This is a genomic window from Paenibacillus glufosinatiresistens (assembly GCF_031470375.1).
In the GTDB taxonomy this organism is placed as follows: Bacteria; Bacillota; Bacilli; order Paenibacillales; family Paenibacillaceae; genus Paenibacillus_AQ; species Paenibacillus_AQ glufosinatiresistens.
Genome location: NZ_JAVFHT010000002.1, coordinates 273,745 through 287,021, shown reverse-complemented (window position 1 = coordinate 287,021; position 13,277 = coordinate 273,745). Strand labels below are relative to the sequence as shown.

Genomic DNA, 13,277 nt, shown 5'->3' with positions numbered 1-13,277 from the left:
TTTATTTTGCAATCCGGCAAGCGGTTGTGACCGCTCTCATAGAGGAAGGCCCGAGTCTGTTGAGAGAATACGATACATAGATCATGGACGGGGACAGGAGGAGGTTGAAGAAATGGCGCTGAAGCTGATCGGGGCCGTGGCAATCGCATTTCTGTACGTTCTCCTGGACCGGGGACTGGCGCCGTTTCTGGGAAAACGGAGCCCTGCAACCATCTATGTCTGGGCGGCCGGTCTGCTGCTGCTGACATTTGCCGTTCGGGGCAATTATGTATTCCGGCTGCCGGAGGATACCGGCTCCGTCATCGGTTTGTTCTCGGCGGTGCTGGCCGTTAACCTGCTGATCGCCTGCTATTCGGGCTATCGCCTGGTCGGTGCGCTCAATAGGTTCAATTTTGCGGTTGTCTATCCGGTCTTCGAGGAGATCGCCTTTCGCGGCCTGATACTTCCGCTGCTTGCGGAAGCGGCGTTTCTGGCGAAGACCGTCCGCATCCCCGGCATCGGCGAACTGAACGGTGCGATTCTGCTTACTGCCTTCCTGTTCGCCGTATCGCACTTGCAGTACTACCGGTTGAACCGGCAGAGTATAGTCTTTATGGCGTTTGCCTTCAGCGGGGGCCTCTTCTTCGGCAGGATTGCCTATGCAACGGAAGCGGTCCTGCTGACGATTCCGCTGCATATGGCCTTCAACGGGGCGGCGGTATTCTATTCCCAAGGTAACGGAGGTAACCGGGAGCATGGAAAGAACGCTCAAGACACTTAAATTTGCTATGTGGATGACTGCGATATCTGTCTTCATGACGGGAGTGAATTATTTAGTTTATCGAGAGCTTGTCATGGGAATAGGGGGTGCTGTGCAGGTTTTTGTCTTTCTCTTTATCTGTTGGGTCTACAGGGCGGAGAAAGCGAAGAGTAATCCGTAACCCGGCTTTAAGTTGACAAGGCCCGCCCGTTCTGTCATAATTCTAGTGATAAATGAATAGCACCTTTAATTCAGTCCCGTGAGGCTGGCAAGGTAACGTGAATCGAGGTTCGCGATGTAGGAGGAGGAATCCGCATGACCATGCGGGGTCTCTTTACGCACGCGCACTCTCCATCCTGTGATAAACATCACTCCTTGCCGATTACGGCAAGGAGTTTTTTGATGTTCGGGCAACTGGATACAGGGCGTATATAACCGGCTGGAGGCGACAAGCAATTGATTACAGAGAAGAATATCATTATGGACGAGACGGCGATCCGCCGGGCGCTCTCGCGCATCGCCCACGAAATTCTGGAGAAGAACCGAGGCATCGAGAACTGTGTGCTGGTCGGCATTCGCACCCGCGGCGTCTACCTGGCCCGGCGGATTGCGGAGCGCATCCGCGAGATCGAGGGTGTCAGCGTCGCCTGCGGCGAACTGGATGTGACGCCGTACCGGGACGACCGGGCCAAGACGGGGAACGCGCTGAGCGGCGGCGAGCAGGCGAAAGGCACGCCGGGAGCGGCGCTTCCGGACGGTGGCATCGGAGACAAGACGGTTATTCTCTGCGACGATGTGCTGTATACCGGGCGGACGATCCGGGCCGCGATGGACGCCTTGATGGACTGCGGACGGCCAAGGATGATCCAGCTCGCCGTACTGGCCGACCGGGGACACCGCGAGCTGCCGATTCGGGCGGATTATGTCGGCAAGAACGTGCCGACTTCCCGGCATGAGCAGATCGCCGTCGGCATGAGCGAAGTGGACGATAAAGACGAAGTTTATATCCTTTCCAACTGGGAGGCGAAATAACATGGCGACGGCCATTCGGGTACAGGAACGCAGCCTGCTCGGTCTGAAGAATCTGAGCCGGACCGAGATCGAGAGCATTCTGCAGCGGGCGTCTTACTGGGACAAGCAGGAGTACAAGCTCATTCCGGTGCTGCAATCCCGCTTTGTCTCGAACATGTTCTTCGAGAACAGCACGCGCACCCGTTTCTCCTTCGAGATGGCGGAGAAGCGGCTCGGCGCACAGGTGCTGAACTTTGCTGCGGCGGCCTCAAGCGTAGAGAAAGGCGAGTCGATCTACGACACCGTCCGGACGCTGGAATCGATGGGCATCGACGCCGGCGTAGTCCGTCTGAAGCCTGCGGGTGTGCTGCAGCAGCTGGCCGAGAAGGTGCGGGTGCCGCTCATCAATGCGGGCGACGGCAACAATGAGCATCCGACCCAGGCGCTGCTCGACATGTACACCATGCAGAAGAACTTCGGCGAGATCAAGGGCTTGCAGGTATCCATCATCGGCGACATTATGCACAGCCGGGTGGCCCGCTCGAATCTGTGGGGGCTGACCAAGATGGGCGCGACCGTTCGCTTCTGCGCGCCGGACAACATGCGGGCGCCCGAGCTGGACGGCGAAGCCCGGTATGTCGGCATAGACGAAGCGCTGAAGGCGGACGTCGTCATGATGCTGCGCGTTCAGCTGGAGCGGCATGCCAGCGGCATGCTGAAATCCGCCGAGGAATACCGGCGGCAGTTCGGGCTGACGGAAGAGCGGGCGGCCCGGCTCGGCAGCCGGACCGTGATTATGCATCCGGCACCGGTGAACCGGAACGTCGAGATCGACGACGCGGTGGTCGAGAGCGCGAAATCGCTGATTTTCCCCCAGATGGAGAACGGGGTGCCGGTACGGATGGCGGTGCTGGAACGGGCGCTGCTGTAAGGCGTAAGCGGCATGGCACCGGCCGCAGCGGAACGGCAGCTGCACAGAAATGATTAATATTTATACACAAAGGTGAATTTTTATTATATAATACCAAAGGAGAGCTGGCCGTGATCATTACTAACGCGAGCGTACTGAACAGCGAAGGGCAACCCGAACGGATGGATGTGGAGATCAAGAACGGGATCATCGCCGGTATCGCAGAGGCCGGCAGCCTGAAGGCCGCCGGACAGGAAGTGATCGAGGCGGAAGGCAAGCTGCTGATCCCCGGACTGATCGACATGCATGTGCATCTGCGGGAGCCGGGCTTTGAGCACAAGGAGACGATCGAGACGGGAAGCCGCTCGGCGGCCAAGGGCGGATTTACGACCATCGCCTGCATGCCGAATACGAAGCCGGTTACCGACAGCCCCGAAGTGGTCTCCCTGGTGCTTGGCAAGGCGCGGGAAGCCGGCCTGGTGAAGGTGCTGCCGTACGCCGCCATCACGAAGAACGAGCTCGGAGAGGAATTGACCGATTTTGCCGCCCTCAAGGAAGCAGGAGCGATCGGATTCACGGACGACGGCGTCGGCGTACAGAGCGCGCAGATGATGAAAGACGCGATGAAGCGGGCTGCGGCGCTGAATATGCCGGTCATCGCGCACTGCGAAGACAACACGCTGGTTGAAGGCGCGCCGGTGGCCGAGGGAGCTTTTGCCGAGAAGTACGGCCTCAAGGGCATCCCGAACGAATCGGAAGCGATCCACGTCGGCCGCGACATTCTGCTCGCGGAGGCGACCGGGGTTCACTATCACGTATGCCATGTCAGCACCGAGCAGTCGATCCGGCTGATTCGGCTGGGCAAGCAGATTGGCGTCAAGGTGACCGCCGAGGTCTGCCCGCACCATCTGCTGCTGAGCGAAGAGGACATTCCGGGACCCGATACGAACTGGAAAATGAACCCGCCGCTCCGCTCCCGCCGCGACGTCGAAGCCTGCATCGAGGCTTTGCTCGACGGGACAATCGACATGATCGTCACCGATCACGCGCCGCACAGCGCCGAAGAGAAGGCGAAGGGCATGCTGCTCTCGCCGTTCGGCATCGTCGGCTTCGAGACGGCGTTTCCGCTGCTCTATACGGCCTTCGTGGCCACAGGCCAATGGGAGCTGCCGCTGCTCGTCAAGCGGATGACGGAGGACCCGGCCCGGGTGTTCGGACTGAACGCCGGGGTGCTGAAGGCGGGGGCGCCCGCCGACCTGACCCTGATCGACCTGGATACGGAGCGCGAAGTGAATCCGGACGATTTTGCCACCAAGGGCAGAAACACTCCGTTCGCCGGCTGGAAGCTCAAGGGCTGGCCGGTTGCAACCTGGGTGGACGGCAGACAGGTATGGAGCGCAGGCGATATGGAGAGCAAGAAGGACGAAGCCGGGCTGTCCGCCGACTAAAAGCGGCCGCAGATCCGAGCGCACTCCGGAGGGCATGAATCAATAAGCAGACTAACGTTAACTTAGAAGGAGTGGGGAGAATGCAGGCGAGATTGCTGCTGCAGGATGGAACGCTGTTCACCGGCACCGCGTTCGGCGCGGAGGGCGAGAAGACGGGGGAAGTCGTATTCAATACAGGAATTACAGGCTACCAGGAGGTATTGTCGGACCCTTCGTACTGCGGACAGATCGTTACGATGACGTATCCGCTGATCGGCAACTACGGCATTACCCGCGATGATTTTGAATCCGTGCGGCCGTTCGTGCACGGCTTCGTCGTCCGCCGGCATGAGACGGTGCCCAGCAACTGGCGGGCCGAGTACAGCGTCGACGATCTGCTGAAGGAATACGGAATTCCGGGCATCAGCGACATCGACACCCGGATGCTGACCCGAATCATCCGCCACTACGGCACGATGAAGGCCATCCTCACCACCTCCAACAAGCGTGTGGAAGAGCTGATGGAGATGATGGAAGATACTACGATCGAAGAGCTGCGCAACCAGGTGGCCCGGACGTCAACCCAGAGCGCATACAGCAGTCCTGGCACGAAGGAGAAGATCGTCCTGATCGACTACGGCGCCAAGACGGGCATTCTGCGCGAGCTGAACAAGCGCGGCTGCGACGTCATCGTCGTTCCCCACAATGTAACCGCCGAAGAGATCCGCCGGATCAATCCGGACGGCATTCAGCTCTCGAACGGCCCCGGGGACCCGAAGGACGTGCCGTATGCGGTGCAGACCATCGCCGATCTGCTGGGCGAATATCCGATCTTCGGCATCTGCCTCGGCCACCAGCTGTTCGCGCTGGCGTGCGGCGCCAACACGGAGAAGCTGAAATTCGGCCACCGCGGCGGCAACCATCCGGTGAAGGAACTGGAGAGCGGACGCTGCTACATCACTTCCCAGAACCACGGCTACACCGTGACAGAGGAATCCGTCCGGGGAACTGAGCTGGAAGTCACCCATATCAACAACAACGATAAGACCATCGAAGGTCTTAAGCATAGCCGCTACCCCGCCTTCTCGGTGCAGTACCATCCGGAAGCGGCTCCGGGTCCGCATGACAGCAGTTATCTGTTCGACCGGTTCCTGGATATGATTGCCGAACACAAGCGCAATACCCCGGCGGTCTCCCGCCAGGCCCAGCTTGCCGCCAATGCGCGCATTGCGGCGCCTGCACCGAAGCAGCAGCTCGAAGCCGTGAAAGGAGCATACTAGAGAATGCCTAAGAACGAGAAGCTCAAGAAAATCCTTGTCATCGGCTCCGGTCCGATCGTCATCGGCCAGGCCGCCGAATTCGACTATGCCGGAACCCAGGCCTGCCAGGCGCTGAAGGAAGAAGGCGTCGAGGTCGTGCTGATCAACAGCAACCCGGCGACCATCATGACCGACACGAACATGGCCGACAAAGTCTATATTGAACCGATCACGCTCGACTTCGTGACCGGGATTATCCGCCAGGAGCGTCCGGACGGACTGCTCCCGACCCTGGGCGGCCAGACCGGTCTCAACATGGCCGTCGAGCTGGCGCGCGCGGGCGTGCTGGAGCAGGAGAACGTGAAGCTGCTCGGCACCCAGCTGCATTCCATCGAGAAGGCCGAAGACCGCGACCTGTTCCGCGAGCTCATGCGCGAGCTGGAGCAGCCGGTGCCGGACAGCACGATCATCACGACGGTGGATGAGGCGCTCTCTTTTGCCGGAGAGATCGGCTATCCGGTCATTGTTCGCCCGGCCTACACGCTCGGCGGCACCGGCGGCGGCATCTGCCACTCCGAAGAAGAACTGCTGGAGACGGTCAAGGCGGGCATCCGCTACAGTCCGATCGGCCAGTGTCTCGTCGAGAAGAGCATCGCCGGCATGAAGGAAGTCGAGTACGAAGTCATGCGCGATGCGAACGATAACTGCATCGTGGTCTGCAACATGGAGAACTTCGATCCGGTCGGCGTACATACCGGCGACAGCATCGTCGTAGCGCCAAGCCAGACACTGTCGGACCGCGAGTATCAGATGCTGCGCTCCGCCTCCCTGAAGATTATCCGCGCGCTCAACATCGAGGGCGGCTGCAACGTGCAGTTCGCGCTTGATCCGCAGAGCTATCAATACTACGTCATCGAAGTGAACCCGCGCGTCAGCCGCTCGTCGGCGCTGGCCTCCAAGGCAACGGGCTATCCGATCGCCAAGATGGCCGCCAAGATTGCGCTCGGCTATACGCTCGACGAGATTGTGAACCCGGTTACGGGGCAGACGTACGCCTGCTTCGAGCCGACGCTCGACTATATCGTCAGCAAAATCCCGCGCTGGCCGTTCGACAAGTTCACCCAGGCCAACCGCAGGCTCGGCACACAGATGAAGGCGACCGGCGAAGTGATGGCCATCGGCCGCACGTTCGAAGAGTCGATTCACAAGGCGGTCCGGTCGCTTGAGATCGGCGTGCACCGCCTGTATCTGAAGGACGCCGTCGGCTTGAGCGACGAAGTGCTGAAGGAGCGTCTCGCCAAAGCGGACGACGAGCGGCTGTTCCTGGTTGCCGAAGCCTTCCGCCGGGGTTACGGTCTGCAAGAGGTGCAGGACATTACAAGCATCGACTGGTGGTTCCTCGACAAGATCGAAGGCCTCATCGGCTTCGAGAGCCGCATCCGCGAGGAAGCGGAGCTGACGCAGGAGACGCTCTACCAGGCGAAGCGGCTGGGCTTCACGGACCGTGCGATTGCCGAACTGCGCGCCGAAGGCGGCCAGAGCGGCATGACCAAGGAGAACGACATCCGGGAGCTGCGTCTCCGCCAGGGACTGAAGCCGGTCTACAAGATGGTCGATACCTGCGCCGCCGAATTTGAAGCGACCACACCGTATTACTACTCGACCTACGAGACCGAGAATGAAGTGACGCCGTCCGACAAGAAGAAGGTGGTTGTCCTCGGTTCCGGCCCGATCCGGATCGGCCAGGGCATCGAGTTCGACTACTCGACGGTCCATGCCGTCTGGGCGATCCAGAAGGCCGGTTACGAAGCGGTAATTATCAACAACAACCCGGAGACGGTCTCGACCGACTTCAACACCTCGGACCGCCTGTACTTTGAACCGCTCTTCTTCGAGGATGTCATGAACGTAATCGAACAGGAGCAGCCGATCGGCGTTATCGTCCAGTTCGGCGGCCAGACAGCCATCAACCTTGCGGCGCCGCTCAGCGCAGCCGGGGTGAACATTCTCGGAACGAGCCTTGCCAGCATCGACGAGGCCGAGAACCGCAAGAAATTCGAAGCTCTGCTCTCCCGACTCGACATCGCGCAGCCGAAAGGCAGCACGGTGACGAACGTGGACGAAGCGGTTGGCACGGCCCAGTCGCTCGGCTATCCGGTGCTCGTGCGCCCGTCGTACGTGCTCGGCGGCCGGGCAATGGAGATTGTCTACAACGATACGGAGCTGCTGGCCTACATGAAGGAAGCGGTGAAGATCAATCCGGAGCATCCCGTTCTGATCGACCGCTATATGCTCGGCAAGGAAGTGGAAGTGGACGCCATCTGCGACGGCGACACGGTAGTCATTCCGGGGATTATGGAGCACGTCGAGCGTGCGGGCGTCCATTCGGGCGACTCCATTGCCGTATATCCGCCGCAGCATCTCGATGAGGGACTGAAGCGCAAGATCTGCGACATTACGATCAAAATCTCGAAAGAACTGAAAACGATCGGACTCGTGAACATCCAGTTCGTCATTTACAAGGATGAAGTGTACGTCATCGAGGTCAATCCGCGCTCTTCGCGTACGGTTCCGTTCCTTAGCAAAGTCACGGGAATTCCGATGGCGCATCTGGCGACCAAGGTGATCCTGGGCGGGAAGCTGAAGGACGAAGGCTATGAGGAAGGCATGTGGCCGGAGAGCGAGTACGTCTCCGTCAAGGTTCCGGTGTTCTCCTTCGCCAAGCTGCGCCGCGTCGAGCCGACGCTGGGGCCGGAGATGAAGTCCACCGGCGAGGTGATGGGACGCGACCGTCTGTACGCGAAGGCGCTGTACAAGGGACTGATCGGCGCGGGGATGAAGATTCCGGCGACCGGGGCCATCATTGTCACCGTAGCCGACAAAGACAAGGCCGAAGCGGTTGACCTCATGAAGGGCTTCCACAAGCTCGGCTACAAAATCATCGCCACCGGCGGCACTCTGGCGGCGCTGGAGGAAGCGGGCCTGAACGTTATGAACGTCAACAAGCTCGGCGAAGGCGAGCCGAACATTCTGGACCTGATCCGCGGCGGCCAGGCGAACTTCGTCTTCAATACGCTGACGAAGGGCAAGACGCCGGAGCGCGACGGCTTCCGCATCCGCCGCGAAGCGGTCGAGAACGGCGTGGTCTGCATGACTTCGCTCGACACCGTCGCCGCGCTGCTGCGCATGCTGGAGACGATCAACTTCTCGTCCCAGTCGATGCCGGCCTTCGCCGGCCAGGCCTGAGCCGGCCCGGAGCGCAGCCAATTGAATACCGCCCGCTTGCAGGGGCGCATGAAAGGAACGGTTTGCGGCAGGTCCGCAGACCGTTCCGCTGCGACCGGGAACCGCGAGGACTGGCCGTCCCGGGGTTCGGCCGGAGATGATACCGGAATCCATCCTTAAGATTAGGAGAATCGTGATGACACAGATGAACCGTGAAGCGGAGCAAACAAGGTCGTCCTTGAATACGCGGCAGGCGGCAATGGCGAACCGGCTGATGGTTGCGCTTGACTATCCGGATGCGGAATCGGCGCGGGCGCTGCTGGACAAGCTGGACGGCATCCCCTGCTATATGAAGGTGGGCATGCAGCTGTTCTACGCCGCCGGACCGGAGTTTGTCCGGGAGCTGAAGGCGCGCGGCTACTCCGTATTCGTCGATCTGAAGATGCATGACATACCGAATACGGTCCGCGGCGGCGCGGCGAGCCTGACGGCGCTCGGCGCCGATATGTTCAACGTGCACGCCGCCGGCGGAACGGCGATGATGAAGGCCGCCCGCGAGGGCGCCGAGGCGGCCCTGGCCTCAAGCGGCAGCCTGCGCCAGCCGCTGATCATCGCCGTCACGCAGCTTACCAGCACCGATCAGGCCGTTATGAACGGCGAGATCGGAATCGACGGCAGCGTGGCGGATACCGTGCTGCGCTACGCCAGGCTGGCGCAGGAAGCGGGGCTCTCCGGCGTCGTCGCCTCGCCGCAGGAATCGAAGGCGATCGCGGCGGCCTGCGGCCCCGGATTCGTGAGCGTCACGCCCGGAATACGGCCTGCGGGCGCCGAGCTTGGCGATCAGTCCCGGACGATGACGCCCGGGCAGGCGATTGCCTCCGGAAGCCACTACATCGTCGTGGGAAGACCGATAACCGCCGCCGCCGATCCCCGGCAGGCCGCGCTGAATATTATAGAGGAGATGGTGCAAGCATGAATACATCGCTGACAAGCCGCGAGCGGATCGCGTCTTACCTGCTGGAGATCGGAGCGGTCGCGCTGCGGCCGCAGGAGCCTTTTACCTGGACGTCCGGGATCAAATCGCCCATTTACTGCGACAACCGCCTCACACTCTCCTATCCGGAGATTCGGTCTTATATCGCAGAAACATTCGCCGAACACGTCCGTTCCGAGTATCCGGAAGCGGAAGTGATCGCCGGGACGGCGACGGCCGGCATTCCCCATGCCGCCTGGGTGGCGGACAAGCTGAACCTGCCGATGGCCTATATCCGCGACAAGGCGAAAGGACACGGCAAGCAGAATCAGATTGAAGGGCGCGTGGCTCCGGGGCAGAAGGTCGTGGTCATCGAGGACCTGATCTCTACCGGCGGGAGCTCGATCAAGGCCGCAGAAGCGGTCCGGGAGGCCGGAGCGGAGCCGCTTGCGGTGCTCGCGATCTTCAGCTATCAGCTGGACCGGGCCGTCTCTGCTTTTGCCGAAGCGAACCTGCCCTTGCACAGTCTGTCGGATTATGGCACCTTGATCGGGGTTGCCCTGTCGCATGGCAAGATTGCCCAGAGCGATGTGGAGCTGCTCCGCTCCTGGAGACAGGACCCTTCGAGCTTCGGCGCATAATGGACGGTTCCAGCCGAATATGCGGGATCTTCCAGCCGGACCGCCGCATAGTTTGGAATCCGGGCCGGGAACCCTATAAGTGCATAAGCCTTGTACTCATGGCATAAAGGAGCGTTCCCGATGAACTGGATTTATTTTGCCAAGCTGTTCCGAACCAAATTCCAGGCCGGCTGCCTGGCGAAACGGCTGGAGCAGGATGGCTGGATCTATGGCTATCAGGACCCGCGGCTTGTCGAAATTTATCGTTCCCGCCGCGGACGGTACGGAGTCCGGTTTCTTCCCTGAAGGAGGCCGGTCCGGCCAACGTCAACGGACTCTGCAGAAGCGAGCCAAGCCCTTTTCGAGCGCTTTCGGAAAGGGCTTTTTGGCGTATTTTGGAAGGGGTGAATATTTTCCGGTCCGGTCCAGGAAGATTTTCAACCTTGACAATACCCCCGATTATTGGCGAAATTAGAGGTGTAAACGAATACATGAACAGAGAAGGAAACCCCTTATGCTGCAAAGACTTCGCCCCTATAATACCCTGCGCAACCAGATATTTATCGGCTTTGTCTTCGTCATGATTATTATGGTCGCGGTCGCGGGCAGCATGGTCTACGAGAAAGCGTCCGCCCTGCTCAAGAACAGCGCCGAGCGGCATATTCAGCAGACCGCCGTTCAGGCAAGCGGGCGAATGGATGCGCTGATCGGCCAAATTGAGAGCCTGATGTCCCAGGCCTCCAACCAGTCCACGGTGCAGAACCTCCTTCTGGATGAAGCGAACGGCAAGCCGGTAACCTTTAATCAGCGCCAGTCGCTGCTTCAGGTTCTCTCGACCTACCAGTCCTATCTTCCGGGCGTCGGCTCCTTCGAGCTCTATACCGCCGATTATCAGCTGATGTTCCCGATCCGGGACGGCAGCCTGACGATGCGGATGAGTCAGAGCGCCATCCGGCAAGCCAACCTTGCCAAAGGCCGGGTTGTCTGGATCGGAGTCGATCCCCAGGACAATCAGAGCCTGCTTGCCGTCAAGCGGATCAGTCTGCTGGACCGCTGGTTCTCGAACGGCGGCTACCTCGTGGCCCGGATGCAGCGCAGCTACTTCCAGCTGAGCGACCCGGCGCAGCCCGCGGGAAGAGAGACGATTCTGCTGGCCAATGACGAGGGTGTCCAGCTTGGCGGCAAGGGCCAGGGCGCCGATCTTTCGGAGCTTCTGGCCGCGGGGCAGACGGTCCAGTACGAGGGAGAGGAACAGGTCATTGTCAGACAGTATTCCGAGAAGACCCGCTGGACCCTGATTGTTCTGACACCGGTCCGCTATGCGACGGAGGGAATTACCGCGCTGAGAACGGCGATGTTCCTCTCTGGCGCGATTGGAACGCTGTTGTTCCTGATTATGTCTTTTCTCTTATCCACGCTGATTACCCGCCCGATTATGAAGCTGATCCGCGCGATGCGCAAATCCCGGCTCGGACAGCTGACGCCCAATCCCGACAAGACGTCGATGATGGAGCTGAGGGAGCTGAACCATTCCTACAACAGCATGGTGGCCCATATCGACGAACTGATCCGGGTTGTCTATGAGAAGGAACTGCTTCAGAGCCGTACGGAACTGAAGGCGCTTCAGGCGCAGATCAATCCCCATTTTCTGTTCAACACGCTGGAGGCATTCAATTGGGCGCTGGAGGACAGGGGGGAGACAGAACTTGCCGGATTCGTGGTTACCATGTCGCGGCTGTTCCGGTATAACATCGGCCGGCCGGGGGCTGCCGGGCTGGAAGAGTGGGTGACCCTGCGCGAGGAATGCGAGCATGTCGAGCGGTATATGCAGATTATGGAGATGCGGCTTGGCGACCGCCTGGAGTGGGAGATCGCCATGGAGACGGACACGGGCTCGATCCCGGTGCCGAAGCTGATGATTCAGCCCATTGTGGAGAATGCGATCCTGCACGGGGTGGAGGGACGCATCGGCCGCGGAAGAATTGCCATCGAGGTCAAGGCGGCGGAATGCAGCGGCTGGACGCGAATTACGGTGACCGATAACGGCTCCGGTATGGATGAGCCGGCTCTGCGGGCTCTGCAGGACAGCCTGAACGGCGGTCCGGCGCACGCCGCCAAAGGAACGGGAGTTGGGCTGGTCAACGTCCAGCAGCGCTTGAAGCTGTATTATGGACGCTCTTTCCGGGAAGGAATGGAATCGGGACTGCAGGTGGAGAGCGCGCCCGGAAAGGGCACGAAGGTTTGGTTTGAAATTCCCAATGACGGAGGAGCCTACCTATGATAAAAAGTACCGTCAAGACCATCAAGCCGATCAAGACCATACTGATCGTGGATGACGAGCCTAGAACGCGGCAGGGGATCAAGCTGTCGCTGGAAGCCTGGTCGGCCGGCCAGCACCGGATTATGACCGCCAACAACGGAGTGGAAGCCCTGGAATGTCTCCGGCAGGAGCCCGTCCATCTGCTTATCACCGATGTGCGGATGCCGGAAGTCAGCGGGCTGGATGTCATGGCCGCTGCTTCGAAGCTTCAGCGGCGTCCGATGATTGTCGTCGTCTCCGGCTATGCCGATTTTGAATACGCCCAGCAGGCGCTTCGTCTTGGCGCGATGAACTATCTGCTGAAGCCGCTGGATAAAGCCGAGCTGCTGGATGTGGTCCAGACCGCGCTGGAACGGGAGACGGAGGAGGAGCGGCTGGAGCGGCTGACCCATCTGGTCGATCCGAAGCTGCTGGAAGCGGACAGGAGCGCTGTCGGCGAACCGGTGCGCGAGGCGATGCGGCTGGTGGAAGAGCAGCTTGCCGATCCGCTGACGATGGCCGAGATTGCAGCCCGGCTGCATCTGAACGTCAGCTACTTCAGCGTTCTGTTCAAGGAGCGGACCGGGCTGCCGTTCAGCGAATATGTCTCCCGCCTGCGGATTCAGCGGGCCAAGGAGATGCTCGTCGGAACCCAGCTTCCGATCTGCGAGATCGGCGAGCGGGTCGGGTACAAGACCGACAAATATTTTATCAAAGTGTTCAAGGACATGGAGGGAGTCAGCCCCAGCCGTTACCGGAAGAAGATGAGCGGGCAGCCGGACGAGATCGCCTGACGCTGCTGCGGCAGGGGGGT

At 60.4% G+C, this 13,277-nt stretch carries 11 protein-coding genes; all 11 read left to right on the top strand.

The window, feature by feature from the left end:
• Positions 1–112 precede the first annotated feature (112 nt).
• The 11 genes from RBI05_RS04420 (at position 113) to RBI05_RS04370 (ending at position 13,257) form a co-directional block, all read left to right on the top strand.
• Positions 113–760 (top strand): CPBP family intramembrane glutamic endopeptidase, encoded by a 648-nt coding sequence (locus RBI05_RS04420; RefSeq protein ID WP_310550240.1) that lies wholly within the window; start codon positions 113–115, stop codon positions 758–760.
• A gap of 435 nt (positions 761–1,195) precedes the next feature.
• A complete protein-coding gene (gene pyrR, locus RBI05_RS04415; protein WP_310550239.1) occupies positions 1,196–1,771 on the top strand; it encodes a bifunctional pyr operon transcriptional regulator/uracil phosphoribosyltransferase PyrR in 576 nt (191 codons plus the stop codon).
• Between the two features lies 1 nt (position 1,772).
• On the top strand, positions 1,773–2,681 hold the full coding sequence (locus tag RBI05_RS04410) for an aspartate carbamoyltransferase catalytic subunit (RefSeq protein ID WP_310550238.1): 909 nt from the start codon (positions 1,773–1,775) through the stop codon (positions 2,679–2,681).
• A 104-nt stretch (positions 2,682–2,785) separates the two neighbouring features.
• Entirely contained in the window at positions 2,786–4,108 is a 1,323-nt protein-coding gene (locus RBI05_RS04405; protein ID WP_150456868.1) for a dihydroorotase, read from the top strand.
• A gap of 80 nt (positions 4,109–4,188) precedes the next feature.
• Positions 4,189–5,367 (top strand): glutamine-hydrolyzing carbamoyl-phosphate synthase small subunit, encoded by a 1,179-nt coding sequence (carA, locus tag RBI05_RS04400; RefSeq protein WP_150456867.1) that lies wholly within the window; start codon positions 4,189–4,191, stop codon positions 5,365–5,367.
• Positions 5,368–5,370: 3 nt separating this feature from the next.
• On the top strand, positions 5,371–8,592 hold the full coding sequence (gene carB, locus RBI05_RS04395) for a carbamoyl-phosphate synthase large subunit (RefSeq protein WP_310550237.1): 3,222 nt from the start codon (positions 5,371–5,373) through the stop codon (positions 8,590–8,592).
• A 184-nt stretch (positions 8,593–8,776) separates the two neighbouring features.
• The gene (gene pyrF, locus RBI05_RS04390; RefSeq protein WP_223879777.1) at positions 8,777–9,547 is read left to right on the top strand and encodes an orotidine-5'-phosphate decarboxylase; all 771 of its coding nucleotides are present in this window, start codon (positions 8,777–8,779) and stop codon (positions 9,545–9,547) included.
• The gene (gene pyrE, locus RBI05_RS04385) at positions 9,544–10,185 is read left to right on the top strand and encodes an orotate phosphoribosyltransferase (protein ID WP_310550236.1); all 642 of its coding nucleotides are present in this window, start codon (positions 9,544–9,546) and stop codon (positions 10,183–10,185) included. The genes pyrF and pyrE overlap by 4 nt, the downstream gene beginning before the upstream one ends.
• A gap of 120 nt (positions 10,186–10,305) precedes the next feature.
• Positions 10,306–10,470 (top strand): hypothetical protein, encoded by a 165-nt coding sequence (locus tag RBI05_RS04380; RefSeq protein ID WP_191089462.1) that lies wholly within the window; start codon positions 10,306–10,308, stop codon positions 10,468–10,470.
• 208 nt (positions 10,471–10,678) lie between these two features.
• Entirely contained in the window at positions 10,679–12,445 is a 1,767-nt protein-coding gene (locus RBI05_RS04375; protein ID WP_310550235.1) for a cache domain-containing sensor histidine kinase, read from the top strand.
• Positions 12,442–13,257, top strand: a complete 816-nt coding sequence (locus RBI05_RS04370; RefSeq protein ID WP_150456863.1) for a response regulator transcription factor — start codon at positions 12,442–12,444, stop codon at positions 13,255–13,257. The genes RBI05_RS04375 and RBI05_RS04370 overlap by 4 nt, the downstream gene beginning before the upstream one ends.
• Positions 13,258–13,277 lie beyond the last annotated feature (20 nt).